The sequence below is a fragment of the Winogradskyella sp. HB-48 genome (assembly GCF_049942685.1).
Lineage (GTDB): Bacteria > Bacteroidota > Bacteroidia > Flavobacteriales > Flavobacteriaceae > Winogradskyella.
Genome location: NZ_CP187934.1, coordinates 1,489,151 through 1,514,061 on the forward strand (window position 1 = coordinate 1,489,151; position 24,911 = coordinate 1,514,061).

Sequence of the window (24,911 nt, forward strand, 5' to 3'; positions counted from 1 at the left end):
ACGAATTGGTTTAAATCACAATTCTAAACCTAGGTTAAACTAAGATTTCAGAGGAAGCGCAGCAATAAAATCTTCCGGACTAAGTGAGTCTTTAACTTCAAAATCACCAATACGAGTGCGTCTTAAAACGGAGAGGTGCGCACCAGAATTTAAGACTTTACCAAAATCGTGCGCCAAAGAACGAATGTAGGTTCCTTTACTACAAACGACTCTAAAATTCAGCTCTAAAACCTTGTCTTGAGGTTTTATGTCTGTAATTTCAAATTCAGAGATTTCAATTTCTCTCGACTTAATTTCTACATCTTCACCTGCTCTAGCAAATTCATACAAGCGTTTACCGTCCTTTTTAATGGCAGAAAATACAGGTGGAAATTGCTCTATTTTACCAATGAATTGTTTGGTTGTATTGTGGATGAACTCCTTTGTAATATGCCCAACAGGAAAAGTAGCATCAATTTCAGTTTCCAAGTCATAGGATGGTGTGGTGCTACCAACAACAAAAGTACCTGTATATTCTTTTTCCTGACCTTGAAAGGTGTTAATCTGTTTGGTCATTTTACCAGTACAGATCACCAATAAACCCGTAGCAAGTGGATCTAAAGTACCAGCATGGCCAACTTTTATTTTTTTAATGTCATAGGCTTTTCTAATGGCCCAACGTAGTTTATTAACTACTTGAAATGAGGTCCAAGTCAATGGTTTGTCAATCAATAAAACTTGCCCTTGTTTATAATCTTCTAACGTTTTCATGATGCCAATGACCAGATGATAGCTATGAGACCAACAATGATACAGTAAATGGAGAAGTAGGTGAGTTTGCTTTGCTTAACAAGTTTTATCATCCATGTACAAGCAACTAAACCGGTTATAAATGCGGCTATAAAACTAAAAGTAAATGGCATTACAAGATCGTTACTCATAACCACTTTGTTATCCAGGAAATCCTTAGCGATTTTCCCAAGGATTAATGGCAAAACCATTAAAAACGAAAAACGCGCTGCCCTGGCTTTATCATTTCCTAGAAGTACAGAAGTAGATATTGTAGCACCAGAACGAGACATGCCTGGTAAAATAGCAATAGCTTGAGCCACACCAATAAAAAACGCATTACTAAACGTAACCTTTTTACCTGTGTTCTTAGCTCTATCTGCAAAGAATAGTAGGGCAGCAGTAATAAGTAACATACTCCCAACCAAAAGCAGGTTGCCTTCAAATAGTTGTTTGAGTTCTTCTTCGAAGAAGAGTCCGACAAAAGCAGCAGGAATCATAGAAATGGCAATTTTAGTAACAAATTGTAAATCTTCATTCCACTTAAAGCTTAAAATACCTTTTATGATGTCAAAAATATCTTTTCTAAAAACCACTATGGTACTTAATGCTGTTGCAACGTGCAGAACGACGCTAAGCAATTCCTCGTTTTCTTTAAGATTGTCTGCATTAAGTAGTTTTTGGGCTATTTCAATATGCCCACTAGACGATACCGGCAAAAATTCAGTTAGGCCTTGAACAATTCCTATTAATATAGCATCAATAACTTCCATGCGGCAAATGTATCAAAATTGAAATGCTGATTGTTAAGTTTAAATTGGAATTTCATTATTTAGAGCCCTTGTTAGGATTCAGTAATATGGCATAAACCTGAAAACCGAAACCAATAAGCACTAAAGTTGGTGCTAGGCGAATGCGTCTCCAGCTAAAGACTTCTGGGTTCCAAACATTAGGATCATCGCTACCTCCGCCTGACATTAGAATAAAACCAATGACAATACATGCTAAGCCAATGAGCATGAATTTATAGTTCTTTTTTCCGAAGATAAACTCGGGTTTAGATTGTTCTTTGCGTTTCTTTTCTCCCATTAATTTTTAAATTCTGTAAATAAAATTTCATCTTCTACAGCTAGCTGTGCTATATGTGTAGAGGGACCAAAGGCCAGTATTGGTAAGTGCAAAGTAACGGTTTTATTTAAAACTTTAGCGTTAAGACTATCTAAATTTAAACCTTGCTCCAATCCACGGTTGATGTAATAGACGTTTTCATTTTCGGTTTTAAATTGAATGTCGTAAGTAGAGCCTTCCCTAATTTTAGTGATGTTTACCGATACGACTTTACAGTCTTCGGGTTTTGGGTTATAAATAACACACGATTTAATAAATAAAAGAGGAAGGATGACTACTAAAGTGACAGCGATAATTCCTTTTCTAATAGGCTTATTCATTTTAAGTTGGTTTATAGTCTTAAACGAATAATTATGGAAAAATAGTATTTAATTGAAATAGTTCGCTATTTCTTCAAACGAATAGAATTTGGTTTTAACCACTCCGTTATTATCAACTAAAATATAGGTGGGAAACTCCCAAACATTCATGGCATCTACCAAATCGTTATACTCACCAAGCTCTCTATAGTTTTGCCAGTAGTAATGGTTGTTGTTTAAATAGTTTAACCATTTTTCTTCAACCGTATCAATAGATATGCCTATCAATTCTGTGTTGTGGTCTTTTAAAGTGTCTAAGTATTTGGCAATCTTCTTGTGGTCTCTTATGCAAGGTGGACATTGCACAAACCAAAAATCAATTAAATAATCACCTTTGTGGCTGAGGTTAACTTTAGATAGATTTCCTTGTCGGTCATAGAAATTGAATTGAGACAAATCAAAATACTCTTCTTTCAATAATTCATTTAGGGTTCTATGAACACTAAGCGCATGTGTTTTTAAGTCGTTGGATTGCTGGTCTAAAATTAGTTGTAAAGGCTGAAGTTTAGACTTGTAATTTTTGTTTTTTTCGATGTAATAGTCACTAATTTCAAAAGAAAGCGGATGGTTGATGTTTTCTTTAATCTGTTCTAATAAAATTTCATTTATTAAGGTGTCATTGACTTTTGAAGACTTTAGGCTATCTAAAGTTGTTTGTAATTGTACTTGCTTGTAAAAGATAGCAGAGTTTAAAACCGTGTCGATTATAAAATCATCTAAAGTTAATTTGCCTTTTATTTTAATATCACTACCATCTAGGAATACTTTTTTGGAAAGCACATTTCCATCCTTAAAAATATTCAGCTTAAAGGCATCATTCACAGGTTGTCTTTGGTGAAATATAAATGGGGAACCACTACCTTTTAAGGTGATGGCTTCAGCATTGTTATAATTTAATAGTTGAATACTATCAGGTTGAATTGTTCCTTGAATGTCAATGAAAATGCTACTATTGTTTTTAGGCTCACCACAAGAGTGAATTGTCCATAAAGCACCAAGCAAATAAAGTAAATGAAGATTGAAGTTAAACTTCATGAAACGCACTTTATTAATAATACAACTGATCCGTTTTTAAATTCAAGAACCGTTGTGTGGCAATAAATGTACTAATCCAAGTAATGATAACACCTAACACAAAAATACCTACAAATAGTCCGGCAATCATCACCGTATTTCTTAGGAGTTCTAATTCTGGGAAAGTTAAATCTAAATAGTAGAGTACAACGGCCATACCAGTTAAAGCAACTATAGCGCCAATGATACCAAGTTGAACACTTTTCCATACAAATGGTCTTCGAATAAAACTTTTGGTCGCACCAACCATTTGCATAGTTTTAATAATAAATCGCTTTGAATATACAGCCAGACGAATAGAGCTATTAATCAGTAATACAGCAATGAGTGTAAATAAACCACTGATGATTAATACCCAAAAACTAATTTTTTTAACGTTGTCGTTCATCAATTCCACAAGGTCATTATCGTATCTTATGTCTTCAATAAATGATTTGTTCGCCAAGCTTTCGGATATTTCGCTTAGTTTTTCAGTGGTGACAAAATCAGCTTTTAAATAGACGTCAATCGAATTTTTCAACGGATTATAACCTACAAAATCCATAAAATCCTCACCCGTTTCGGCTTTCATTAGTTCCGCAGCTTCTTCTTTAGAAACATAGGTCGCTTCTTTTGAATACTCGGCCATGGCTAAGCTTTTCTTTAACTGATTCACCTCTACTTCCTTTGCGGTATCATTCAAATAAATCGTCATCACGACTTGTTCCTTAAAGTGATCGGCCACCTTTTTAGAGTTAATCACCAGTAAGCCTAAGCAGCCTAGCAAAAACAGAACCAAAGCAATACTGATAACAACAGAGATATATGAGGAAATCAATTTTCGTTTTTGATACTTGTCAAAAGATGATGCCATAAAGTGTGGTTTAATGGTGTAAAAATAAAAAAGAAAATGCTTATGTAGAGTAATACAACGTTTAGTTTTTAATTGTGTTGTAATACCACTAAATTTGCACCTTATTTCAAGGAAAACCGGACGATGAAATACAACTTCAACGACATAGAGAAAAAGTGGCAAAAGATTTGGGCAGAAAGACAAACCTTTAAAGCGTCTAACAATAGTGATAAGCCAAAATATTATGTATTAGATATGTTCCCGTATCCAAGTGGAGCCGGTTTGCATGTTGGGCATCCGCTAGGCTATATTGCCAGCGATATTTATGCACGTTACAAACGTCATAAAGGCTTTAATGTGCTGCATCCTCAAGGCTACGATTCTTTTGGTTTACCAGCAGAGCAGTATGCCATACAAACAGGTCAGCATCCAGCCATAACTACTGAGGCAAATATAAAAACCTACCGTCGTCAGTTAGACCAAATTGGGTTTTCGTTCGATTGGAGTAGGGAAGTTAGAACTAGTGATCCAAATTATTACAGATGGACACAGTGGATTTTCATTCAGTTATTTGAATCGTGGTACAACTATGATAGTAACAAAGCCGAACATATTGACACCTTGATCGAGAGATTTAATGTTGAAGGAAATACTAACATCAACGCTGCCTGTGATGATGATATTAATCCATTTACAGCTGAAGAATGGAACGCTTTTACAGAGACTGAGAAACAACGTATTCTTTTAAAATACAGATTAACCTATTTAGCAGAAACCGAAGTCAACTGGTGTCCTGCTCTAGGAACCGTTTTAGCCAATGACGAAATTGTAAATGGAGTGTCTGAGCGTGGAGGTCATCCTGTTATCCGTAAAAAAATGACCCAATGGAGTATGCGTATTTCAGCTTATGCAGAGCGTTTGCTTCAAGGGTTAGATACGATTGATTGGACCGACGCCCTTAAGGATATCCAAAAAAACTGGATTGGTAAATCAGTAGGTGCTTCAGTAACTTTCAATGTAAAAGATTTTAATGAAACGATAGAGGTCTTCACAACAAGACCAGATACCATTTTTGGTGTGTCATTTATGACTTTAGCACCAGAGCACGAGTTGGTGTCTCAAATCACCACAGCAGAACAAAAGGCTGAGGTAGAAGCTTACATAGAAGCTACTGCGAAACGTAGTGAGCGAGATCGTATGGCAGATGTAAAAACTATTTCAGGAGTGTTTACAGGGGCCTATGCCGAGCATCCATTTACCAAAGAACCTATTCCTATTTGGATAGGCGATTATGTATTGGCAAGCTACGGAACAGGAGCTGTTATGGCGGTGCCTTGTGGAGACCAACGCGATTACGATTTTGCTAAGCATTTTAATATCCCAATTCCAAATATTTTTGAAGGTGTTGATATTTCTAAAGAAGCCTTTGCGTCTAAGGATAATGTAAAGATTGCCAACAGCGATTTCCTAAACAGAATGAACTACAAAAAAGCGACCAAGCGTGCTATTTACGAATTAGAGCAAATTGGTCAAGGCGAAGGAAAAACCAATTACCGTTTGCGTGATGCTGTGTTTAGTCGTCAGCGTTATTGGGGTGAACCATTCCCTGTGTATTACAAGGATGGCATGCCACGAATGATAGACGAAAAACATTTGCCTTTAACCTTACCAGAAGTTGAAAAATACTTACCAACCGAAGAGGGTGAGCCACCATTAGGCCGCGCAGATGTTTGGGCTTGGGACGCAGAAAAGTGTAAAGTAGTAAGTAATGAGTTAGTAGATAATAAAACTATTTATCCATTAGAATTAAACACCATGCCAGGTTGGGCAGGCAGTTCTTGGTACTTCTTCCGTTATATGGAAGAACAAGCCAAAAGAGGTGAAGCCTTTGCTAGTGAAGAGGCACTTAAATACTGGGAAAATGTAGATTTATACATTGGTGGCAGCGAGCACGCGACAGGGCACTTATTGTACTCACGTTTTTGGGTAAAGTTTTTATACGACAGAGGTTTTGTTGGAGTGGACGAGCCTTTTAAAAAGTTGATTAACCAAGGGATGATTTTGGGGACGAGTGCTTTTGTTTATGGTTTTGGTGTAGGTGTTAAAAATATTGATCCAGAGTTAAAAGTTTTAAAACCAAAAAGATATTTCGTTTCTAAAGAAACTTATGCCAACGCTTCAAAAGGTGAGTTTGATAGTGTTGTAAAAGATATAGTTCAAAAAGAATTAGATCGATATAAATCTACAGGTAATAAAAACGTTGAATGGGATATTGAACTATCAACTTTTACGCCAATTCATGCCGATGTTTCTTTAATAAATGCTTCAGACGAACTAGATATTGAAGCCTTTAAAAACTGGCGACCAGAATTTAAAGATGCTGAATTCATATTAGAAGATGGAGTTTACAAAGTAGGTCGCGACGTCGAAAAAATGTCTAAATCAAAATACAATGTCGTTAACCCAGATGATATTGTAGAACAGTATGGAGCAGACAGCTTACGTTTGTACGAAATGTTCCTTGGCCCATTAGAGCAATACAAACCTTGGAATACAGCAGGGATTACAGGTGTGCATAGTTTCCTTAAAAAACTCTGGAAGCTGTACAACGACGACAATGGCTCTAAAGTGACCGACGCTGAGCCATCCAAGGACAATTTAAAGACACTTCATAAAACTATTAAAAAGGTAGAGGAAGACATCGAAAATTTCTCGTTCAATACCTCAGTTTCTACGTTTATGATTGCGGTGAATGAGTTAACGGCACAAAAATGTGCGAGTAGACACATACTAGAACCATTATTGGTCTTAGTGTCACCTTATGCACCACATATTGCAGAAGAATTATGGGAACAATTAGGGCATAAAGCATCTATATCAACAGCGCCTTTCCCAAAATTTGAAGAAAAACATTTGGTAGAAAGTTCTAAAAACTATCCGATTTCGTTTAATGGTAAAATGCGTTTTACGTTAGAATTGCCATTAGATATGAGTAAGGAAGACATTGAGAAAACCGTATTGGCTCATGATAAAACGCAAGAGCAACTGCAAGGTCGCACACCTAAAAAAGTCATCGTAGTTCCTGGCAAAATAGTCAATATTGTAGGTTGATATGAAAAGAAGGCAACTGAAAGGAATAATAAGTAAGATAGTTTTATTCTTTTTGGTTGCTGCTGTTTTAGCATTTGCGCTTATCAACTTTCTCGAAGAGCCTTTTGATGCACAAAAATGGCAATCTGAACCATTACAACGCTACGAAATGGTTGATGATTTAATTGAATCTCAAATTTTAATTGGTAAGCCAAAACATGAAGTTTTTGAAATTTTAGGACAGCCGGATTCGCAATCCAACTCATCAAAAGACGCTTTTATTTATAACATTGGAAATCCACCAAGTTTCTTTTCATCGCAAAAAGAATACCTGCTTATAGTTCTTGAAAATCAACAAGTTGAAAAAGTGACTTTAGCTGTTGATTAAGTTGTAGTCAGTTCGAGTGAAATCGCCATAAGCGATTTTACACTTCGACAAGCTCTGCAGAACTATTTATAACTCTTAATTGTTATACTTCTTTTTTGTGGCTCGAAAATACTCGATGCGACATTCTAGTTTTCCCTTCATCGGAAAAATGATAATTTCGTCTATTGACGTATTGCTTTGAAAAACAGCAGTTTATTTCGAATATTTCAAAATAAAATCTTCATAATTAGAATTCCATAAAAATAGCTCCCAATTTGTCCTAATATTTGGATAGATGGATTTTTTGAATGTATTTCATAGTGCTATTAATCACAATACAGCAACATATGAAAATCGGAGTCCCAAAAGAAATCAAGAACAATGAAAACCGTGTTGGTATGACGCCAGCTGGGGTTTATGAACTTATTAAAAACGACCACATCGTTTATGTGCAAAAGAGTGCTGGATTAGGCAGTGGCTTTTTTGATGAAGACTACAAGGAAGTTGGTGCAATCATTCTAGATACAATAGCTGAGGTTTATGATTCTGCCGAAATGATTGTTAAGGTCAAGGAACCTATTGAAGTAGAGTATGATTTAATTCAACCACATCACGTGGTGTTTACCTATTTCCATTTTGCATCCAGCGAACCTTTAACTAAAGCAATGTTAAAAAGCAAGGCAGTTTGTATTGCTTATGAAACAGTTGAGGACGAAGATGGGTCATTACCATTACTGACACCAATGTCTGAAGTTGCAGGCCGAATGGCTATTCAGCAAGGAGCAAAGTACTTGGAAAAACCCATTAAAGGACGTGGTGTCTTATTAGGAGGAGTGCCAGGTGTACCACCAGGAAAGGTTTTAGTGCTAGGTGCGGGAGTTGTTGGAATACAAGCCGCTAAAATGGCTGCGGGTTTAGGTGCGCACGTGACGATTATGGATATTAACATGAAGCAATTGCGTTATGTAAATGATGTAATGCCAAACCATGTGGTCACAGAATTTTCGAGCGAATTCAATATTAGAAACAGAATTAAGGATCACGACTTAATCGTTGGTGGTGTCTTAATTAAAGGTGCAAAAGCACCAAAATTAATCACTAGGGATATGCTTAAAGATATGCGACCAGGCACTGTAATAGTCGATGTTGCTGTAGATCAAGGTGGTTGTATTGAAACGACGAAAGCCACAACACACGAAAATCCAACCTATATTATAGATGATGTGGTTCATTATTGCGTAACAAATATGCCAGGAGCTGTACCATACACATCTACTTTGGCACTAACTAATGTGACTTTACCTTATGTGCTTAGACTAGCCAACCAAGGTTGGGAAGTGGCTTGTGCCAAGGATAAATCCTTAAGAAAGGGGATTAATATAGCCAATGGCAAAATAGTTTACGAGGAAATCGCAGAAGCTTTTAACTGGTCTGTTGATGCCATGTAGTTAGCCAAAACCTGACAAAATTTCTTAACTTAAATTTGGCGTATTATTTGCTACTCATTTAGTACATTTACAAGATTAAAATTAGAAAATTATGTTAGGATATTATATATTAATTGGTGCAATCGCCATAGTAAGCTGGGCAGTTAGTAGTCAACTAAAACGCAAGTTCGCTAAGTACTCTCAAGTCCAATTACGCAATGGTATGAGTGGTAGAGAAATCGCAGAAAAAATGTTAGCAGACAATGGCATTTATGATGTTGAAGTGATTTCGACACCTGGTCAATTAACGGATCATTACAATCCAAAAAATAAAACGGTAAACCTTAGTGAGGCTGTTTATAACCAACGTAATGCTGCGGCTGCTGCCGTTGCTGCACACGAGGTTGGTCACGCAGTACAACACGCACAAGCTTACAGTGCTCTTGGTATGCGTTCAGCTTTGGTACCAATAGTTAGTGTAACGTCTGGGATGTCTCAGTGGTTAGTTATTGGTGGTTTGATCTTAGGTGCAGCAGCAGGTGTAGGCCTAGGCTATTGGGTAGCTGTGGCAGGTTTGGTATTCATGGGATTTGCAACTTTGTTCAGTTTTATCACACTACCTGTTGAGTATGACGCGAGTAATAGAGCATTAGCTTGGTTAAAAGCTAAGAATATGGTAACACCAGAAGAATACAAGGGTTCAGAGGATGCACTTAAATGGGCGGCAAGAACGTATCTCGTAGCAGCTATTGGTGCTTTAGCTTCATTATTATATTGGGCTTTGCAGGTGTTTGGCGGTAGAGACTAAAAATTTCAAAAGATAAATTAATATAAAGCCCTGATAAGTCAGGGCTTTTTTATTTGAGTCATTGGCTATTTTTTTTGGGATTATAAATTACAATAATTTGAATGAGTACTGCCAAAAAAATCAAAAAGTAAATTTCAATCTGCGTAAAGAGTTCTACCGTATTTATAGCTTTTTTACTAATTGCTAATTGTCTGCTACCTTCACTAATTTGAATTTTTGATAAATCGTCTAAATTATCTTTTATGTTGTAAATATGCCGTTGTATGTTTGCGTTTCCTTTTAAATCAGTACTTATTAATTTGCCTTCTGAAGCAAATAACAAGTTGAAATTTGTTTTTAAGTCTTCAAAGGTTTTACTTTCATCTGAGGTAAGTTTAGTTTCTTCAAAACGCGATAGAAAATCCTTAACTAGAGTATTAACTCTTGGATTTTTTTCAGTGAAAAAAATAGAATCATTAGCGACTAAGGCAACCTCCTTTTCATTAACTGATTTAGACATTTCGTAAATCAACTCCTTTGCGATTAATCGATCTTCATAGATTGTAACCACAGAATCTCTTACCCTCACAAAATTATTTCTATCAATTAGGTTAGTGATGACTATCAAAACAAATACCAAAAGAATACCAAGAGTCCATTTTAATTTATTGAAGAACGTCATATAATAGCATTTAATAGTTGATAGTTCTAAATATAAACAATAGAACTAAAATGTGTAAAGTAATTAGCGTCTATTTAACAGTTTAGCTTATAGGGATAACAATTAAACTTTAATCTGTCTGTTTATCTGCTGTTGAAGTGAAATAAAGGTCTCGGTTCTAGAGACGCCTTTTATAGCTTGTATTTCGGTATTAAGCAAGTGCATTAAGTGTTCGTTATCCTTAGACAAAATCTTTATGAAAATACTCCATTCTCCAGTAGTATAATGGCATTCAATGACTTCCGGAACACGCTGAAGTTGCTTCACAGCTTCAGGATTACTTACAGCTTTGTCTAAATATACTCCAACAAAAGCCATAGTATTGTACCCTAAAACCTTTGGATTAATTATGAACTTAGAACCTGCTAAAAGCCCTGATTTTTCGAGTTTTTTAAGACGTTGATGTATGGCAGCACCTGATATGCCTACATGTCGTGCTATTTCTAAAATTGGAGTTCGAGCATCCTCCATTAGTGACCTTAGAATTTTTTTATCAATGCCATCTATGTAGATGCCTTTATCGTTAACTTTCATATTGAAAAACTTAAAGTTTGAAAGTTAAAAATAAGAAAAGGATTATAAATTATTAAAGATTAAGAGGGTTATACCCCAAATATGGTACTTCTTTTTCTTTAAATTCAATACCATAAGTTTTTAATTCCTCTAAAATTGGTGTGTAAACTTCTTTTGAAATAGGAATTTGTACACCAGGAGTTTTTATCTTTCCGTTTAAGATATCCAATGTTGCCATAGCAACTGGTAGGCCTACCGTTTTGGCCATAGCGGTGTAAGTTTGGTCTTCACCAACAACAACCATTGTAGAGTCTATTTGGTGTTTCTCACCTTTGAGTTCGTATCCAAACTTGTGGTACATCACAATCATGTCTTTGTCTTCAGAATTGAGTGTCCAACTATCCATTAAAATTTTCTGTAAAATCTGAGCAGGTGTAGCTTTGTCCAAACCAACCATTTTTTTTGGATTGAAGATGTCGAGTTCCAGAAATTTATCCCAAACGGTATCGTCTTGATCTATTTTCAGCGCGTGCCTAAATTTCAATTCAACTGAGTCTGTTGGGCTGTAAGGCAAAAAGGCATTTACAAAATCACGATAACTCATATTAATGCTATCGTCTATTGTGTAACTATCGTCCGTCATACCTAGTTGTACAAAAACATGCCAAGCTCTGCTAAAGCCAACACGTCTCATGGTGCCACGATATAAAGTCCTTACTTGGTCCAAGCCATAAACATGCTGGTATTTTAAAGAATCCCTATTGGCATAAGCTTCAAAACGCCCATAACCATCTATGTCTAAAAACTCTGTACGTCTAAATAACCTGTCATAAGGAATGTATTTGAATTGTTTTTCCTGTAGAAATTTAGCAGCTCCACCTTGTCCTGCAATTACAACGTTTCTTGGATTCCAAGTAAATTTATAATGCCATAGGTTGTTATCACTTTCTGGAGCTACAAGACCACCAGTAAAGGATTCAAACAAAATCATCTTACCACCATTTTCCCTTATACGATCGATAACCTGCATTGCACTCATGTGGTCAATTCCAGGATCTACACCAATTTCGTTCATAAAAACAAGACCGTTAGTTTTGGCATCGTCATCTAAAGCTTCCATTTCTTTACTTACATAAGACGCAGTTACCATGTGCTTTTTATAAGTAATACAATCTTTAGCAACCTCAATATGAAAACGAGCAGGAAGCATAGAAACAACGATATCTGCGTTTTTTACCGCTTCACTTCTTGAGTTGGAATTAAAAACATCTAAATGAGTGATATTGACATCAGCGTTTTTCCCAACAAGCTTTTGTGCATTTTCAACGTTGACATCTCCGATAGTGATTTGAAGATTTTCAGACTGAGATTTATCTAGTAAGTATTTTATAAGGTATGATGAAGATTTACCTGCACCAATGATTAAAATCTTTCGCATAGTGGCTTTATATGACTAATTTTGTAATGCACGAATGTAATAAATACCCTAAGCAAAAGAAACCAAAAACGTATTTTACTTATGAACAAAAAAATATTAATCGCAGGAAGCATTTTAGGAATCTTAGGAATAATTTTAGGAGCTTTTGCGGCCCATGGTTTAGAAAAATTGGTAGGTGCAGATGCTGTTAATACATTTGAAACAGGTGTGCGTTATCAAATGTATCATGCCTTTTTTCTTCTAATTCTTGGCGGAACTTCTTTTGTGACTTTGAAGACTAAAAAAATAGTTTTTTATCTAGTGCTTATTGGCTTATTGTTCTTTTCGGGCTCTATATATGGTCTAGCAACCAACCAACTCTTAAGCTTTGATTTTAAGACAATTGCAGCCATTACACCAATAGGTGGTCTATTGCTAATTTTGGCTTGGTCTATGGTGTTAATCGGTATTATAAGAAATAAGGTCGATTAATAACTTTTAACCATGCCTTTTTAAAATAAAGTTATAATTTTGCAGCCTAAACAACACAAAAATTATGGTAAACCATACACAATCAACGAAATCGATTTCGTTAGAAAATTATGGCATTAAAAACGCCAAGGTTCATTATCAGTTAGAGCCTTCCAAACTTCAAGAGATTACCGTAGAAAAAGGCATGGGAAAAGAAACCGCTAACGGTACTTTGGCAATTAATACTGGTAAATTCACTGGTCGTTCTCCCGAAGACCGTTTTTTGGTTAAGGACGATTACACTAAAGACCGTATTTGGTGGGGAAAATCTAATAAGGCAATTTCGCCAGAGCATTTCGATTTTCTGCAAAGTGAAATCGAAAACTACTTATCTGGTAAAGAAATCTATGCAAGGGATGGTTATGTGTGTGCAGATCCTAACTATAAAATGAACGTTAGAACCATTACGGAATATCCATGGTCTAATATGTTTGTTTACAATATGTTTTTAAGACCTTCTGAAGAGGAATTAAAAGATTTTAAAGAAGAATGGTTGGTACTTTGTGCACCTGGTTATGAATGTCCAAACCCAGAAGCTCACGGTTTAAGACAAGGGAATTTTTCAATCCTTAACTTTACAAAAAAGATTGCTCTTGTTGGTGGCTCTGCTTATACAGGTGAAATGAAGAAAGGCATCTTCACGGCATTGAATTTTATATTACCTGTTGAAAAGGATGTACTGCCAATGCACTGCTCTGCCAATATTGGGGAGAGCGGTGAAACAGCTATTTTCTTCGGACTCTCTGGTACTGGAAAAACAACTTTATCAACTGATCAGAGTAGAAAGCTAATTGGTGATGATGAGCATGGCTGGACAGCTGAAAACACAGTATTTAATTTTGAGGGCGGTTGCTACGCCAAAGCGATTAATCTTTCTGAAGAACAGGAACCAGAGATTTTTGGTGCAATTAAACCCGGAGCCTTACTAGAAAATATCATCATGGATGACCAAGGTAATGTTGACTTTGCTGATACATCCATCACACAAAATACAAGGGTAAGTTATCCAATTTACCATATCGACAATATTCAACAGCCCTCAATTGGTAAAAACCCTAAGAATATTTTCTTTTTAACAGCAGATGCATTTGGTGTTCTACCTCCTATTTCAAAGTTGACACCAGCACAAGCTGCTTACCATTTTATATCTGGTTATACAGCAAAAGTTGCTGGTACTGAGGCAGGTGTGGTTGAACCACAACCGTCTTTTTCGGCTTGTTTTGGTGCGCCATTTATGCCATTACATCCAGCAGAATATGCAGATATGCTAAGTAAGAAAATGAAAGAGGCTGGTGTTAATGTGTGGTTAGTTAATACAGGTTGGACAGGTGGTCCTTACGGTGTAGGTACACGCATGAAGTTAAAATATACACGTGCTATGATTAATGCAGCATTAAATGGTGATTTAGGTCTTTACGATTATGATCATTATCATATCCATTCTGTATTTGGTGTGGCGCAACCAAGACAATGTCCTGGTGTTCCGAAAGAGGTATTAAGCCCAAGAACAACCTGGAATAATGATGAAGCCTATTATAAAATGGCATTTAAATTGGCCAATGCATTTAGAGATAACTTTAAAAAGTTTGAGTCTTATGCCTCTGAGGAAATCAGAAGAGGTGGACCACAACGCTACGCGTTTTAAGACAAATGCTTAACAAAGCAAAAAAGCGATTCTATTTAGAATCGCTTTTTTTATATGCGGTTTTTATTAAACTATTTAACTTTGTTAACCTCATCTATATACTTTTGTAAGGCCATTGTCATTGAAGGAGTTTCAGGTGTTGGTGCAGCAATATCTACACGAAGTCCCTTTTCCTCTACAGCTTTTATTGTTGTATTTCCAAACACTGCAATACGCGTGTTATTTTGTTTAAAATCAGGAAAATTATGGAATAACGATTCAATACCAGATGGACTGAAGAACACCAAGATATCATAGTACACATTGGCTAAATCAGATAAATCACTTATCACAGTTTTGTAAAACGTAGCCTGTTTCCAGTTAACGCCCAAACTGTTTAGTGTTTCAGGTATAATAGGTTTTACTTTATCTGTAGTAGGTAGCAAAAATGCTTCGTCTTTATATTTTTTGATCAAAGGAGCAAGATCTTCAAAATTACGTTTACCAACATAAATTTTACGCTTTCGGTAGACTACATACTTCTGCAAGTAGTAAGCAACAGCTTCAGATTGGCAAAAGTACTTCATTGTATCTGGTACTTTAAAACGCATTTCGTCTGCTACCCTAAAAAAATGATCTACTGAGTTTCTACTGGTAAGTATAATAGCGGTAAACTTGTTGAGATCTACCTTTTGTTGTCTTATTTCCTTGGCAGAAACACCTTCTACATGTATAAAAGGTCTAAAGTCAACTTTGATTTTTTGTTTTTCCTGCAATTCAAAGTATGGAGAATTCTCTATTTTAGGCTCTGGTTGCGATACTAAAATCGTCTTCACTTTCATATAAACCCCTTTGTTTTAAACGTTATACTCGCTAATGACCTTATATAAAAGCACATAAGGCGCAATTTCGAGAGCGCAAAGATACAATAAAAAATAGAAAAAGTTTTGATTTATTATTTTTTGATGGTTTTTGAATGAAGTGATAAAACCTATGAGATTTATTAAAAAAATCAAGGTAAAAGATGCAATTATTACAATTTTGGAGTTTGTATTGGTATAGAGTAATAATATGTTAGCTATGATTAAAACTAAACCAGAATAATTTAGAAATGTAATCTTTTGAAACAAATATGAATCAATAATACTATCAATCTCAAAAAGGCTAGCAATAAGGCGTTCTAAAAGCGTCTTAATAATTACCACAGTTGCAACAGCCAGTAGTAATTTCAAAAATGAAATCAACTCAAACGTTAACGGTGATATAAATGTAGAGTAACAAAAAAATAAAAATATACTTCCAGAAAAAGCAAGGTTAAGAAATAATAGTCCATCAAAAGGATCTATAAACTTCTGGTCTTTACTGTAAATTTTAAGATACTTAGAATTTCCTATTATAGATATAAAGTCACTAAAACGCAATGTGTTGATATACTTGGCAAAAGCTAATGCAAAAATCCCAAAAGCAGTAAGTATTGTAAACCAATCGTGTGTTATGTACTCCCTCATATTGCTAAATTATAAAGAAAATAATGCTTAGCATAATTAAAATCTTAATAAAGTTATAACAGTTTTTAATCCACTAAAAACTTTACATTTGTCAAAATTCTATCAGCAACACAAAGGTGTGTTTTAAAAGTATACAAATGTCTGACGCACTAGTCATAATCCCAACATATAATGAGATTGAAAATATAGAAGCTATTTTAAAAGCTGTATTTTCTCAAGATAAATCATTTCATGTATTAGTAGTAGATGATAACTCGCCAGATGGAACAGTAGATCAGGTTAAATCTTTGCAAGTAGAATACCCTAATCAGCTTTTTTTACTACAGCGCGATAAAAAAATTGGATTAGGTGCGGCCTATATTTCAGGTTTTAAATGGGCTTTGGAAAATTCATATGACTTCATTTTTGAAATGGATGCCGATTTTTCCCACAACCCAAAGGACTTGATAAAGTTGTATGATGCCTGCTTTATTAATGGTGCCGATATTGCGGTTGGCTCAAGATACGTTAAGGGTATTACTGTAGTTAACTGGCCACTTTCTAGAATACTTTTATCTTATGGTGCTTCACTTTATGTGCGATTAATCACAGGTATGAAGGTAAAAGATTCTACAGCGGGATTTATCTGTTACAAAAGAAAAGTTTTGGAATCTATTAACTTAAACAAAGTAAAGTTTATAGGCTATGCTTTTCAGATTGAAATGAAATTTAAAGCGTATAAAAAAGGCTTTAAAATTGTTGAAATTCCTGTTATTTTTAAAGATAGAATTAAAGGAAAGTCAAAAATGAGCGGAAGTATTATTTCTGAAGCTATTTTTGGAGTTATAAGTTTGAAATTGAAAAGTTTATTTACTAAGTCTTGAGAATAATGAAACGACAAATCCTTATTAAAAATGCTAAGATTGTCAACGAAAGAAAAATAGTTGAAGGCGATATACTTATTGAAGATGATTATATAAAAGAGATAGACGACTCTATTAGTGTTAAGTCTGCAGATATAACAGTAATAGATGTCGAAGGTAACTATGTTTTGCCAGGTATGATTGATGATCAAGTGCATTTTAGAGAGCCAGGATTAACCCATAAGGCCAATATAGAAACAGAATCTAAAGCTGCACTAGCTGGTGGTATTACTTCTTTTATAGAAATGCCAAATACCAATCCCCAAACCACAACAATAGAAAAGCTGGAAGAAAAATTTGCTATTGCAGCCAAGACCTCCTATGCCAACTACTCCTTTATGTTTGGTGGTACTAATGACAACCTAGACGAAATATTAAAAGTAGACCCAAAAACAGTAGCAGGATTAAAATTATTCTTAGGCTCATCTACCGGTAATATGTTGGTGGATGACCCAAAAGTTTTAGAAAAAATATTTTCTAGTACAGATATGGTTATTTCTGTGCATTGTGAGGATGAAGCTACTATACGAGAAAATCTTGCAAAATATAAAGCAGAATATGGTGACGACATTCCAATGGAAAAGCATCCAATAATTAGGAGTGAAGAGGCGTGTTACTTATCATCATCAAGAGCAATTGAATTGGCAAAAAAGACAGGAGCAAGATTACACGTGTTTCATTTATCAACAGGAAAAGAAACCAATCTGTTTACAAACAAGGTTCCGTTAAAAGATAAGAAGATAACTGCTGAGGTTTGTATTCACCATTTGTGGTTTTCAGACGAAGATTATGCCAAGAAAGGAAGCCATATAAAATGGAATCCAGCAGTAAAGACATCTAAGGATAGAGAGCAATTACTTAAGGCCTTGCTAGATGATAGAATTGATGTTATAGCAACAGATCACGCACCTCATACTCTTGAAGAAAAAAGTAACCCTTATACAAGTGCCCCTTCTGGCGGACCACTAGTACAACATGCATTGGTAGCATTATTAGAAATGCACCATCAAGGAAAAATCTCTGTCGAAAAGATAGTAGAGAAAGCCTGCCATAATCCTGCTATTCTCTTTAATGTAGAAAAACGCGGTTTTATCAAAGAGGGTTATTATGCGGATTTAGTCATCGTAGATATGAACAACCCTTGGACGGTTAATAAAGGAAATATTTTATATAAATGTGGTTGGTCGCCTTTTGAAGGTAATACCTTTAAAAGTAGGGTAACTCATACCTTTTTAAATGGTCAGTTAGTTTACAACAATTTTAAAGTATTAAACGTTAAAGCAGCTAAGCGATTAACTTTCAATAGATGAAAAAACTTCTGCATATATTAGCTTTAGTTGTTTTAATAATTTCTTGTGAAAATAAAGACAGGCCACCAAAACCGAGTAATCTTATTTCTAAAGATAAGATGGAAAGCATTTTGTATGACTTATATGTTATTAATGCAGCCAAAGGAGTTAACAGAAAGCTATTAGAGGATAAAGGGATTGTGCCAGAAACCTATATTTTAACTAAACATCAGATTGATAGCGCCCAATTTACTGAGAGTAATGCTTATTATGCGTTTGATCCTGATTTGTACAAATCTATAGTAGAAAAGGTAAAGAATAGGTTAGAGAAGGATAAAAAAACATTTGAAGATTTAGATAAAAAAGCGGATCAAAAGGCAAAGCGTAGAAGAGACTCTATAACTAGAGTAAATGAACAAAGAAGAGATTCCATCAAAAAAGCCTTAAAAGAAGAAGTGAGTAACTGATTACTTCTGTTTCAGATCTTTAATATACAGCTTACAAATTTCCTCAATAGATTGGTTAATAGGTTTGAATTTAAAGTCTAGAGCATTTTTGATTTTCGAATTATCGTATTTTGTAATGCTTACAGCAGATTTAGCGGTTTGCTTTGTAAAGCTTCTCCTAGAACCTGTTAATTTATGCTTCAGCCAATCTAACCTCCAAGCTAAATTCAAGAGCCATGGTTTGGCTACTTTTTTAGGTGGATTAACATTTAAAGTTTCGGCCACTTTATATTGAAAATCCTTAAAACTAAGGTTTTCGGCAACTAAAATGTAATTTTCATTTTTAATGCTACTTTTCATCAGCGAAATCATAGCGTTAATCACATCAAAAACATCAATATATCCTACGACTCCATTTACATAATAATTCATCCCTTGATGTATTTTTCTGAATAAATTACCACTACTCCCACCTTTCCAATAGCCAGCACCAAGAATAATTCCAGGATTTACGATCACAGCATCAACACCTTCTTGTGTGCCACGCCAAACCTCAAGCTCTGCACCATACTTTGTAATGGCATAAACACTATTGTCGTCTTCAGGATTCCATGCGGTTTGTTCAGTAATTAGTTTTTCAGAATCTTCATGATGCCCTATTGCAGCAATAGAACTTACATAACATAGTTTTTTTACAGAATGACTTACGCATAAATTAACAATGTTTGCAGTGCCCTTAATATTTATTTTACGTAGCTGATGGTATTTATTAGGCTCAAAAGAGACAAAAGCAGCGCAATGATAAACATGTGTGATACCTTCAAAAGCCTCTTGAAGTTTAGGGATATCATTAAGATCAGCTTCTATCCAATCAATCTTGTTAAAGAGATTTTCTGCATCATCAGAAAAATAAGTAAAAACATGAGCAACACGTTTCAGGGTTTTTTCACGCCTGTAAATTGCACGCACATTTTGCCCATCAGAGACTAATTTGTAAAGCAAATGTGAACCTACTAATCCTGTTCCTCCTGTAACTAATATCATCTAAAACTATTCTTAAATTCATGTTTGGTTACTGAGCGTAGCCGAAGTAAAATTACGTTAAAATTGTCTTTTCTCTTTTAAAGTGGAAACATATCTTTGCCAACGGTCTAATAACACGAGTTTCATAATGAAGAATTTTATAGAGGAATTAGAATGGAGAGGTATGCTACATCAAAGTATGCCAGGAGTAGAAGAACATTTATCAGAAACCATGCGAAGTGCTTATGTTGGTTTTGACCCAACTGCAGATTCCTTGCATATTGGTAATTTGGTTCCTATTATGTTATTGGCCCATTATCAGCGTTGTGGACATAAACCCGTAGCTTTGGTTGGTGGTGCAACAGGTATGATTGGCGATCCATCTGGAAAATCTTCTGAACGTAATTTGTTGGATGAAAAGACATTACGTCACAACCAAGAATCCATAAAAAAACAATTATCCCATTTTTTGGATTTTGAAAGTAATGATGCTAATGCAGCTGTTCTAGTGAATAATTATGATTGGATGAAAGAATTTTCATTCTTAGAATTTATTAGAGATGTCGGTAAGCATATCACTGTAAATTATATGATGGCAAAAGACTCTGTAAAGAGTCGAATTTCTGGTGAGTCTGCTAATGATGGCATGAGTTTTACGGAATTTACATACCAGTTGGTACAAGGTTATGACTTTTTACATTTATACAGAGAAAATAACTGTACAATACAAATGGGTGGAAGTGACCAATGGGGAAATATTACCACTGGTACAGAGTTAATAAGACGTATTGGTGACGGTAAGGGATTTGCCATTACTTGCCCATTAATTACAAAGAGTGATGGTTCTAAATTTGGTAAATCAGAAGGTGGAAATGTCTGGTTGGATGCTAAACGAACGTCACCTTATAAATTCTACCAATATTGGTTAAACTCGAGTGATGAAGATGCTGAAAAGTACATTAGGATTTTTACCTTTTTGGATGAAAATGAAATTAATGCGATAGTAGATATCCATAATGAAGCTCCGCATTTAAGAACATTACAAAAAAAGTTAGCCGAAGAGATCACAACAATGGTACACTCTAAAGAGGATTGTGATAATGCTGTTAAAGCATCAAATATTTTATTCAGTAAAACATTTAAGGAGGATATTAAAACGCTAGATGAAGCAACTTTCTTGGATGTTTTTGAAGGAGTGCCTCAAGCGTTTGTTTCAAAATCTGAATTTGAAGAAGGTTTAGACATGATAGGTGCTTTAGCGGCTAAAACCAATTTCTTAAGTTCTAATGGTGAAGCGCGTAGAGCATTGAAAGAAAATTCTATTTCTGTAAACAAGGAAAAGGTTAATGAAGACTACACGTTAAGTTTTGACGACTTGATCAACAATACCTATATCATACTTAATAAAGGCAAGAAAAACACCTATATCATTAAGGTAGGATAATAAAAGTGCCCAAAAGAAATTTTGGGCACCTATAACCAATCAATCAACTATTGAAAAATCTTTCTTTTCGATAGCAATTATTTAGTCGTAATAAATTCATTAACCTTACAAGGCCATCAAGTTACAACCTCTAATATCGGAGTTATCAAACCGTCCAATAATTTCAAATCGCCCATTTTCAAAGGTTTTACCTAAATCTTGAGTGGCAATGAAGGAACAGGAATTCATATTAGCCAGGTCTATAATATTTATGCCGCCTGTCTTATTGTTGGGCAATAATGTTAAAGCATCTTCCGTGTCTCTAGTAAAAACTTTCATCCAAGGAGGACACACAAATATTCCATTGCCTTTAGAATAGGCCTGACTTAAAAGTTCTGTCATGCCATATTCACTATGAATTTCATTGACACCAAAACCCGTTTTAAGCCGGTCGTGAAGTTCTTGGCGTATAATTTCTTTTCTTCTACCTTTCATACCACCAGTTTCCATCACTAAGGTATGCTTTAAATTAAATTGAAATTGTTCAACTAAATCTAGTAAAGCAAAGGAGACACCAATCAAGAGTGTTTTTTGACCCTTAGCTTCAAGTTGTTTTAGGGTTTCAGAAAGGTCTTGAAGATTGTTGAGGTAAAAGCCACTTTCAGGACGTTTGGATTTTTGAATTAAATCATTAACCATGTAAATTAATGAGGAACCTTTTCGCTCTAAATAAGAAGGCAATAAAGCCAATAACACATAATCTTCAACATTACCATAAAAATGTTGAAATCCCCTTAAGTAACTTTCTTCATAAATACTTAGGTCTGTTACAAAATGTTTACTAGTTGTGCTTCCTGTAGTCCCAGAGCTGGTAAAGATTTTTTCAATTTTATTTTGAGAACTCAAAACCTTATGGGTTTTGAAAAACTGAATGGGTAAAAAAGGAATATCTCTAAGATGTTTTACATCTGATGGCTGTTTATAAAGTAAATCGCAAAATGAGCGATAAACTGAATTGTTTTCAAACTGAAATCTAAAGATATCAAGTGCCAATGCATCAAACTCAGCATTGGTTTTAATATTAAAAATAGCGTCCTTAGAAATCATTTTGCAAAAGTATTGAAAATAAAAAAGCGCAGCTAAATCTTAGCTGCGCTTTCTTTATAGTTAGAAACAATGATTATTTAATAACTAATTTCTTAGTCGTAGAGGCATTGTTTTGAGTAATCTTCAAAATATACACACCAGTATTAAGGTTAGATACATTAAGTGTATTATTAGTTAAAGTTTCATTTTTCACTTGCTTACCTAGTATATCAAATACCTGTACATTCATAGCATCACTACTAGATGATGTAATGGTTACGAAACCAGTATTTGTTGGGTTAGGGTAAATTGAGAATTGAGCAGTTTCAAAATTCTCAGTAGAAAGTGGTTGTCCATCATTTCTTGCACCAGGTGAGAATAAAACAGGATTAGAAACTATAGTACTGTGATCTACAAATGCACCAGTAAAATCAGGACTACGAGCAATAGATTGATTGTTTCCTGCTGCACCATAATCTTCTTGTAGAATAACTAAAGCACTACTATTAGCAATAATTACAGAATCACCACCGTTGTTAAGACCTAAACCTCCAGAAGAAGCTGTTTGTGCTATACCATTGATTCCTGTTGGTGTACCACCACCAAATACAGTTATAAAACTGTTAGGTGCTAATACTGTACCGCTTGGGAAAGTATGTCTAACGGTTACTGCATCTGAAATTGTAAAGTCAGTTAAATCTATACTAGTAGCACCACTATTATAAATTTCAACAAATTCATCTTCAGAAGTATTAACAGTTCCATCACCATTAGCATCACCATTTGTAGCATCAGGGTCAGCATTTATTTCATTAATTAACAAAAATACAGGATCACAAGCAGACGAAGGAACAGTGCCAGATAATGTAGTACCATCACAATCACCACCATTTAAAGTTACGCTCCAAGCACCACCTTCGGTTAAACCAGAAATGGTGATAGTGCCATCAGCAGTTAAAGCAGGATCATCTCCACCTGGTGTTCCGCCTGTTACAGAAACATTTACTATAGTATTGTCTAATCCTGAGTAAGGAATATTAACGGTAACACCATCATTATTATCACCAACAGTATTGGTAGCACAAGTGTAAGTTTCTGTACCTAAAGTAACATCACAAACTGCACAGTCAGAAACTGGTCTTGTGCCTAAGGCAGGACAAGAACCAAAAGCAGCTAAACTTACATTAGAAAGGTCCCAAGAAGAAAAGCTCCCATCACTATCTAAGTATTGGATGCCTAGAAAAACTGCTGTCCCGGAAACACCTGATAAATCAGCGCTGTAAGAACCAGAAGCACTAACAGTTAAAGCCGAAGTCCAAGTTGCACCGTCAGGACAGTTAGCACTATAGTCAGTAGTGTATTGAACGTTTAAATCTGTACCATCAAATCCTTCAGTAGCATCAAAAAGTAATTCTAAATCTGTTACTCCTGTCATATCTAATGGGCCAAATATTAACCAAGTGTTTGATTCTTCCATACATCCACCACCACAAAAACCATTCATAGAATATGTTCCAGCAGTTTCTGTCCATACGTCAACATCAGAATTTGATGCAACAGTTACTAATTCAAACAGTTCAGGTCCAGCACTTAAGTCAAAGCATGTGTTTGGAGCCGGGTCACATTGTGCAGCAGGAACAGTACCTGATAAAGTAGTGCCATCACAATCACCGCCATTTAAAGTTAAATCCCAAGCGTCACCTTCTGATAAACCAGATAGTGTTATAGTACCACCTGCTGTAACAGCTGGGTCATCACCACTCACAGAAGCAGTATTTGAAGTTACAGATGTAATACCTGCGTCTGAGCCAGAGTAAGAAATATCAATGGTAACACCATCATTATTATCACCTACAGTATTAGTCATACAGTTGTAAACCGCAGAAGATAATGATACACCACAAGAACCACCAGTAGATGTATAAGTACCAATACCTCCAATTAATGTTTCAAAAGTGTCAGCTCCGCCTTGACAAACACCTAAGGTATTTAGAGCAGAAACACCACCAAATGTCCAGTTAGCTTCGTTAAATCCACCATCTGGACCAGTGTTGTTATTTCTTTTAGCGTAAGAATCTAGATATTCCCAAGTAGTACCAGTACCATCAATGCCTTCAGCGCCAAATTGATCAATAACAGTACTATCAGCCGTTAGTATGATTCTGACGCGGTCATCACCATTAACATTCATAGTGTTTGAAGCTAATACATTAGGGTTTGTAAATGTAATAGAAGGGAAATCAGAGCCTAAAGCGGTTTCACTTCCTGTTGTTGTTATATAAACAAAACTGTTAGTCACAATTCCCAGCGCACTCAAATCTTGGGTATTTCCCCATGTTGTGTTAGCGTTAGTTTGATTTTCTAAGCTGTAAAGAGAAAAGTCAACTGTTCCACTAGCGTAAATCTCTAGTAATTTTGGGTTACCTCCTGAACAATCACCATCAACAATGGCAGTTATTATCGGTGTCTGAGCATAAGACATCAACCCAATTAAAGTTAAGAGTAAAAAGTAAAGTTTTTTCATAATTGATTTTTAAATAATTAGACTTCAAATATACTAACAAATACTGAGTTTCAGATGGTGTTTTTATCAACA

The 24,911-nt window shown here is 35.2% G+C and carries 24 protein-coding genes; 10 read left to right on the plus strand and 14 right to left on the minus strand.

Going from position 1 to position 24,911, the window contains the following annotated elements:
- Positions 1 to 39: 39 nt before the first annotated feature.
- The 6 genes from truB to ACPX19_RS06635 are packed head-to-tail and all read right to left on the minus strand — an operon-like array spanning position 40 to position 4,182.
- On the minus strand, positions 40 to 750 hold the full coding sequence (truB, locus tag ACPX19_RS06610) for a tRNA pseudouridine(55) synthase TruB (protein WP_426432248.1): 711 nt from the start codon (positions 748 to 750) through the stop codon (positions 40 to 42).
- Positions 747 to 1,541, minus strand: coding sequence for an undecaprenyl-diphosphate phosphatase (locus tag ACPX19_RS06615; RefSeq protein ID WP_426432250.1), 795 nt, complete (start codon positions 1,539 to 1,541; stop codon positions 747 to 749). Before ACPX19_RS06615 ends, truB begins: the two co-directional genes overlap by 4 nt.
- Before the next feature lie 55 nt (positions 1,542 to 1,596).
- Entirely contained in the window at positions 1,597 to 1,857 is a 261-nt protein-coding gene (locus ACPX19_RS06620) for a DUF3098 domain-containing protein (protein WP_320554262.1), read from the minus strand.
- Positions 1,857 to 2,216, minus strand: coding sequence for a hypothetical protein (locus ACPX19_RS06625; RefSeq protein WP_320554261.1), 360 nt, complete (start codon positions 2,214 to 2,216; stop codon positions 1,857 to 1,859). The genes ACPX19_RS06620 and ACPX19_RS06625 overlap by 1 nt, the downstream gene beginning before the upstream one ends.
- A gap of 48 nt (positions 2,217 to 2,264) precedes the next feature.
- The gene (locus tag ACPX19_RS06630) at positions 2,265 to 3,290 is read right to left on the minus strand and encodes a TlpA family protein disulfide reductase (RefSeq protein ID WP_426432252.1); all 1,026 of its coding nucleotides are present in this window, start codon (positions 3,288 to 3,290) and stop codon (positions 2,265 to 2,267) included.
- Positions 3,291 to 3,303: 13 nt separating this feature from the next.
- Positions 3,304 to 4,182 carry a cell division protein FtsX gene (locus ACPX19_RS06635; RefSeq protein WP_426432254.1) on the minus strand — a complete coding sequence of 293 codons (879 nt, stop codon included), beginning with the start codon at positions 4,180 to 4,182 and terminating at the stop codon, positions 3,304 to 3,306.
- 123 nt (positions 4,183 to 4,305) lie between these two features.
- Here ACPX19_RS06635 and ACPX19_RS06640 point away from each other — a divergent pair, with 123 nt between their 5' ends.
- The 4 genes from ACPX19_RS06640 to ACPX19_RS06655 all read left to right on the plus strand — a co-directional run bounded on the left by ACPX19_RS06640 (position 4,306) and on the right by ACPX19_RS06655 (position 9,853).
- Positions 4,306 to 7,272, plus strand: a complete 2,967-nt coding sequence (locus tag ACPX19_RS06640; protein WP_426432256.1) for a leucine--tRNA ligase — start codon at positions 4,306 to 4,308, stop codon at positions 7,270 to 7,272.
- 1 nt (position 7,273) lies between these two features.
- Positions 7,274 to 7,639: a hypothetical protein gene (locus ACPX19_RS06645; protein ID WP_426432257.1), complete on the plus strand. Its 366-nt coding sequence runs from the start codon at positions 7,274 to 7,276 to the stop codon at positions 7,637 to 7,639.
- 326 nt (positions 7,640 to 7,965) lie between these two features.
- Complete coding sequence (gene ald / locus ACPX19_RS06650) at positions 7,966 to 9,066, plus strand: alanine dehydrogenase (protein WP_426432258.1); 1,101 nt, start codon at positions 7,966 to 7,968, stop codon at positions 9,064 to 9,066.
- Positions 9,067 to 9,157: 91 nt separating this feature from the next.
- On the plus strand, positions 9,158 to 9,853 hold the full coding sequence (locus tag ACPX19_RS06655; RefSeq protein WP_426432259.1) for a zinc metallopeptidase: 696 nt from the start codon (positions 9,158 to 9,160) through the stop codon (positions 9,851 to 9,853).
- A 58-nt stretch (positions 9,854 to 9,911) separates the two neighbouring features.
- Here ACPX19_RS06655 and ACPX19_RS06660 read toward each other — a convergent pair whose 3' ends face one another.
- From ACPX19_RS06660 to ACPX19_RS06670, 3 genes are all read right to left on the minus strand, one after another.
- On the minus strand, positions 9,912 to 10,514 hold the full coding sequence (locus ACPX19_RS06660; protein WP_426432260.1) for an MCP four helix bundle domain-containing protein: 603 nt from the start codon (positions 10,512 to 10,514) through the stop codon (positions 9,912 to 9,914).
- Between the two features lie 102 nt (positions 10,515 to 10,616).
- Positions 10,617 to 11,087: an Lrp/AsnC ligand binding domain-containing protein gene (locus tag ACPX19_RS06665; RefSeq protein ID WP_426432262.1), complete on the minus strand. Its 471-nt coding sequence runs from the start codon at positions 11,085 to 11,087 to the stop codon at positions 10,617 to 10,619.
- A gap of 52 nt (positions 11,088 to 11,139) precedes the next feature.
- The gene (locus tag ACPX19_RS06670) at positions 11,140 to 12,504 is read right to left on the minus strand and encodes a saccharopine dehydrogenase family protein (protein WP_426432263.1); all 1,365 of its coding nucleotides are present in this window, start codon (positions 12,502 to 12,504) and stop codon (positions 11,140 to 11,142) included.
- Between the two features lie 81 nt (positions 12,505 to 12,585).
- On the opposite strand from ACPX19_RS06670, the gene ACPX19_RS06675 reads away from it, so the two are divergent.
- Both ACPX19_RS06675 and pckA read left to right on the plus strand, forming a co-directional pair.
- The gene (locus ACPX19_RS06675; RefSeq protein WP_426432264.1) at positions 12,586 to 12,975 is read left to right on the plus strand and encodes a DUF423 domain-containing protein; all 390 of its coding nucleotides are present in this window, start codon (positions 12,586 to 12,588) and stop codon (positions 12,973 to 12,975) included.
- A gap of 64 nt (positions 12,976 to 13,039) precedes the next feature.
- Positions 13,040 to 14,659 (plus strand): phosphoenolpyruvate carboxykinase (ATP), encoded by a 1,620-nt coding sequence (gene pckA, locus ACPX19_RS06680; RefSeq protein WP_426432265.1) that lies wholly within the window; start codon positions 13,040 to 13,042, stop codon positions 14,657 to 14,659.
- A 71-nt stretch (positions 14,660 to 14,730) separates the two neighbouring features.
- On the opposite strand, the gene ACPX19_RS06685 is transcribed toward pckA, so the two are convergent.
- Positions 14,731 to 15,480, minus strand: a complete 750-nt coding sequence (locus ACPX19_RS06685) for a uroporphyrinogen-III synthase (protein WP_426432266.1) — start codon at positions 15,478 to 15,480, stop codon at positions 14,731 to 14,733.
- A 15-nt stretch (positions 15,481 to 15,495) separates the two neighbouring features.
- Positions 15,496 to 16,146 carry a DUF4271 domain-containing protein gene (locus tag ACPX19_RS06690; protein WP_426432267.1) on the minus strand — a complete coding sequence of 217 codons (651 nt, stop codon included), beginning with the start codon at positions 16,144 to 16,146 and terminating at the stop codon, positions 15,496 to 15,498.
- 137 nt (positions 16,147 to 16,283) lie between these two features.
- Between ACPX19_RS06690 and ACPX19_RS06695 the strand changes: the two genes are divergently transcribed.
- Genes ACPX19_RS06695 through ACPX19_RS06705 form a run of 3 tightly spaced genes read left to right on the plus strand, consistent with a single transcriptional unit; the run spans position 16,284 to position 18,804 of the window.
- Positions 16,284 to 17,009 carry a polyprenol monophosphomannose synthase gene (locus tag ACPX19_RS06695; RefSeq protein ID WP_426432268.1) on the plus strand — a complete coding sequence of 242 codons (726 nt, stop codon included), beginning with the start codon at positions 16,284 to 16,286 and terminating at the stop codon, positions 17,007 to 17,009.
- Positions 17,010 to 17,014: 5 nt separating this feature from the next.
- Positions 17,015 to 18,358 (plus strand): dihydroorotase, encoded by a 1,344-nt coding sequence (locus tag ACPX19_RS06700; protein WP_426432270.1) that lies wholly within the window; start codon positions 17,015 to 17,017, stop codon positions 18,356 to 18,358.
- Positions 18,355 to 18,804: a DUF4296 domain-containing protein gene (locus ACPX19_RS06705; protein WP_426432271.1), complete on the plus strand. Its 450-nt coding sequence runs from the start codon at positions 18,355 to 18,357 to the stop codon at positions 18,802 to 18,804. Before ACPX19_RS06700 ends, ACPX19_RS06705 begins: the two co-directional genes overlap by 4 nt.
- Here the strand turns inward: ACPX19_RS06705 and ACPX19_RS06710 are convergent, their stop codons facing one another.
- Positions 18,805 to 19,827: an NAD-dependent epimerase/dehydratase family protein gene (locus tag ACPX19_RS06710; protein ID WP_426432272.1), complete on the minus strand. Its 1,023-nt coding sequence runs from the start codon at positions 19,825 to 19,827 to the stop codon at positions 18,805 to 18,807. It abuts the gene before it with no gap.
- 127 nt (positions 19,828 to 19,954) lie between these two features.
- On the opposite strand from ACPX19_RS06710, the gene tyrS reads away from it, so the two are divergent.
- Positions 19,955 to 21,250 carry a tyrosine--tRNA ligase gene (gene tyrS, locus ACPX19_RS06715; protein ID WP_426432274.1) on the plus strand — a complete coding sequence of 432 codons (1,296 nt, stop codon included), beginning with the start codon at positions 19,955 to 19,957 and terminating at the stop codon, positions 21,248 to 21,250.
- Positions 21,251 to 21,355: 105 nt separating this feature from the next.
- Here tyrS and ACPX19_RS06720 read toward each other — a convergent pair whose 3' ends face one another.
- Positions 21,356 to 22,336, minus strand: coding sequence for an acyl transferase (locus tag ACPX19_RS06720; protein ID WP_426432275.1), 981 nt, complete (start codon positions 22,334 to 22,336; stop codon positions 21,356 to 21,358).
- Positions 22,337 to 22,409: 73 nt separating this feature from the next.
- A complete protein-coding gene (locus tag ACPX19_RS06725; protein ID WP_426432276.1) occupies positions 22,410 to 24,839 on the minus strand; it encodes a T9SS type A sorting domain-containing protein in 2,430 nt (809 codons plus the stop codon).
- Between the last annotated feature and the right edge of the window lie 72 nt (positions 24,840 to 24,911).